Genomic DNA, 2,736 nt, shown 5'->3' with positions numbered 1-2,736 from the left:
ACTCGCTCAAGCGCACCCTGGGCCCCACCGATCGCCGTCGTGTCGACCAGTACCTCGAGAACGTGCGCGAGCTCGAGCGCCGCATCCAGAAGGTGGAAGCGAAGAACTCGAGCGGTGACGAGCGCGCCCTGCCGGAAGCGCCGGTCGGCGTGCCGGATTCGTTCGAAGAGCACATGAAGCTCATGTTCGACATCCAGGTGCTGGCGTTCCAGAGCGACATGACGCGCGTGTTCTCGTTCAAGACGGGTCGCGACGCGTCGAGCCGCGTGTACACCGAGAGCGGTACGAACAAGGGCTTCCACCCGGCGTCGCACCACGGCGGCCGCGAGTCGGCGATCCTCGAGTTCAATCTGATCAACAAGTACCACGTGGCCATGATGCCGTACTTCCTGCAGCGTCTGAAGGAGACCAAGGAAGGCGACAGCAACCTGCTCGACAACACGCTCATCGTGTACGGCTCGCCGATGGCCGACGGCAACGTGCACAACCATCGTCGCTGCCCGCTCATCCTGATGGGCGGCAACGCCATGCTGCCGGGCAATACGCACCTCAAGGCGCCCGACGGCACGCCGATGGCCGACGTGTTCCTCTCGCTGCTGCACAAGTTCAACGTGGATGCGCCGAGCTTCGGCGACAGCGTGGCGCCGTTCGCGCTCTACACCAACGCCTGAACCGGGACCTCCGCATGCGCACCCCATCACGGTTGCAGCTGCTCACCGGCGTGGTTGGCCTCACGTCGCTCACGATGTCGGGAACGACGGCGTCCGCACAGCGCGTGGGCGCCGATGCGCGCCAGCCGGTGCGGTTGTCCGCCGGCCCCACCCGCGCCACGAACGCGTCGCCGGCCGTGGCCGAGGCGGCGCGTGATGGTGATCTCGAACGCGTCCGGGCGCTGCTCGCGCAGCGGAACGATGTGAACATGCCGTTGGGTGACGGCATGACGGCGTTGCATTGGGCTGCTGAACGTGGTGACGCGGCCATGACCGCGGCGCTGCTGAAGGCCGGGGCCAAGCTCACGCCCACCACGCGCAACGGCGGCTACACGCCGCTGCACATCGCGTCGCGCTCCGGGAACGGGGCGGTGGTGCAGGCGCTGCTCACGCAGGGCGCCGATGTGAAGGCGCTCACTGCGACGGGTGTCACCGCGCTCCATCTCGCGGCCCAATCGGGCGATGTGGCGAGCGTGAAGGCGCTCGTGGCCCGGAAGGCCGATCTCAACGTACGCGAAACGACGTGGGGACAGACCCCGCTGATGTTCGCGGCGTCGAGCGATCGCTCCGGGGCGGTGGCTGCACTGCTCAAGGCCGGGGCCGACGCGTCGCTCCGGTCGAACAAGGTCGATCTCACCGAAGAGCTCGCGAAGCAGCAGGCCGCGGCGCGCAAGCGCAATGAGATGCTGTTTGCGGCGCTCCCGCAGGCGATGCGGGATTCGGCGATGAAGGCGATCGCGAAGCAGGAAGCGGAGCAGGCAGCGCTGCGTCGGCAGTTCGGGATCGGCGTGGAGCCGGTGCCGGGCGCGGACACGGCGAAGAAGGCGCCAAACGGCGGAACGGCGCCAGCGGCAGGGGCGCCAGCGGGTGCAGCGCCGGCGGCGCGCGCCGCGGCAGCGCCACGGCCGGATAGCGCGCGCGGGCCGCGGATCGGGCTCATCGCCCCGCCGGTGAATGCGCTTACGCCGAAGCAGATCGAAGACGCGATCCTCGCGGGTCGCGCCATGTACGCCAAGAAGGACATCGACAAGACCACCGAGCAGGTGGTGCCGCGCGATACCACCAACGGCTTCAACGCGGGCTACGAAGCGACGGTGGGCAGCATGGGCGGGCTCACGGCGCTGCATCATGCGGTGCGTCAGGGCAACGTGGCCGCCGCGCTCGCGCTCGTCGAGGGTGGAGCCGACATGAACGAAGTGTCGGCCACCGATAGCGTCACCCCGCTGCTGCAGGCCACCATCAACGGGCACTTCGACCTGGCGATGGAGCTCGTGAAGCGTGGTGCGAACGTGAAGCTCGCCAGCACGCACGGCCTCACGCCGCTGTATGCGGCGATCAACACCTTCTGGCACCCGCGGTCGCGCTATCCGCAGCCGCAGGCGGTGCAGCTGCAGAAGACGACGCACTACGAACTCATGAACGCGCTGATCAAGTCGGGTGCCGACGTGAACGTGCGCATGAAGAAGAACATCTGGTTCTTCGGCTACAGCAACTGCGGCAACGCCAACTGCGGTCTCGAGCTCCTCGACGGCACCACGCCGTTCTGGCGCGCGACGTACGCGGTGGACATCGAGGCGATGAAGCTCCTCAAGAAGGCGGGTGCGATCGACACGCTCCCGTCGTATCGTCCGCCGCAGCTCGGCCGTCGCCGTCCGCCCACGCAGGGTGAAGGCGCCGGATGGCGCCCCGATGCGGCACTCGACAGCGCGTCGAAGGCGGTCCCGCCGGGAATCGGCACGTATCCCATCCACGCCGCGGCCGGCGTTGGCTACGGCAACGGCTTCGCCGGCAACGCGCATCGTCACCAGCCGGACGGCTGGATGCCGGTGATGAAGTATCTGGTCGAGGAGCTGCACCACGACGTGAACCAGCGCGACCTCAACGGCTACACCCCGCTGCACCACGCCGCCTCACGCGGCGACAACGAGATGATCCAATATCTCGTGAGCAAGGGTGCCGACCCGAAGGCGGTGGGCCGCGACTTCCGCACCACGGTGGACCTCGCCAACGGCCCCGTGCAGCGCCT

2 protein-coding genes are annotated in these 2,736 nt (G+C 68.2%); both read left to right on the top strand.

Annotated elements, in window-relative coordinates; genetic code table 11:
* On the top strand, positions 1–671 hold a 671-nt coding region (locus ACIQ6O_RS15970; RefSeq protein ID WP_396208764.1), incomplete at its 5' end, for a DUF1552 domain-containing protein.
* Positions 672–685: 14 nt separating this feature from the next.
* The coding region (locus ACIQ6O_RS15965; protein WP_396208763.1) for an ankyrin repeat domain-containing protein at positions 686–2,736 on the top strand (2,051 nt) is incomplete at its 3' end.

This window comes from Gemmatimonas sp. (assembly GCF_044345575.1).
GTDB lineage: Bacteria > Gemmatimonadota > Gemmatimonadetes > Gemmatimonadales > Gemmatimonadaceae > Gemmatimonas.
This window is presented reverse-complemented; position numbering and strand designations above follow the sequence as displayed.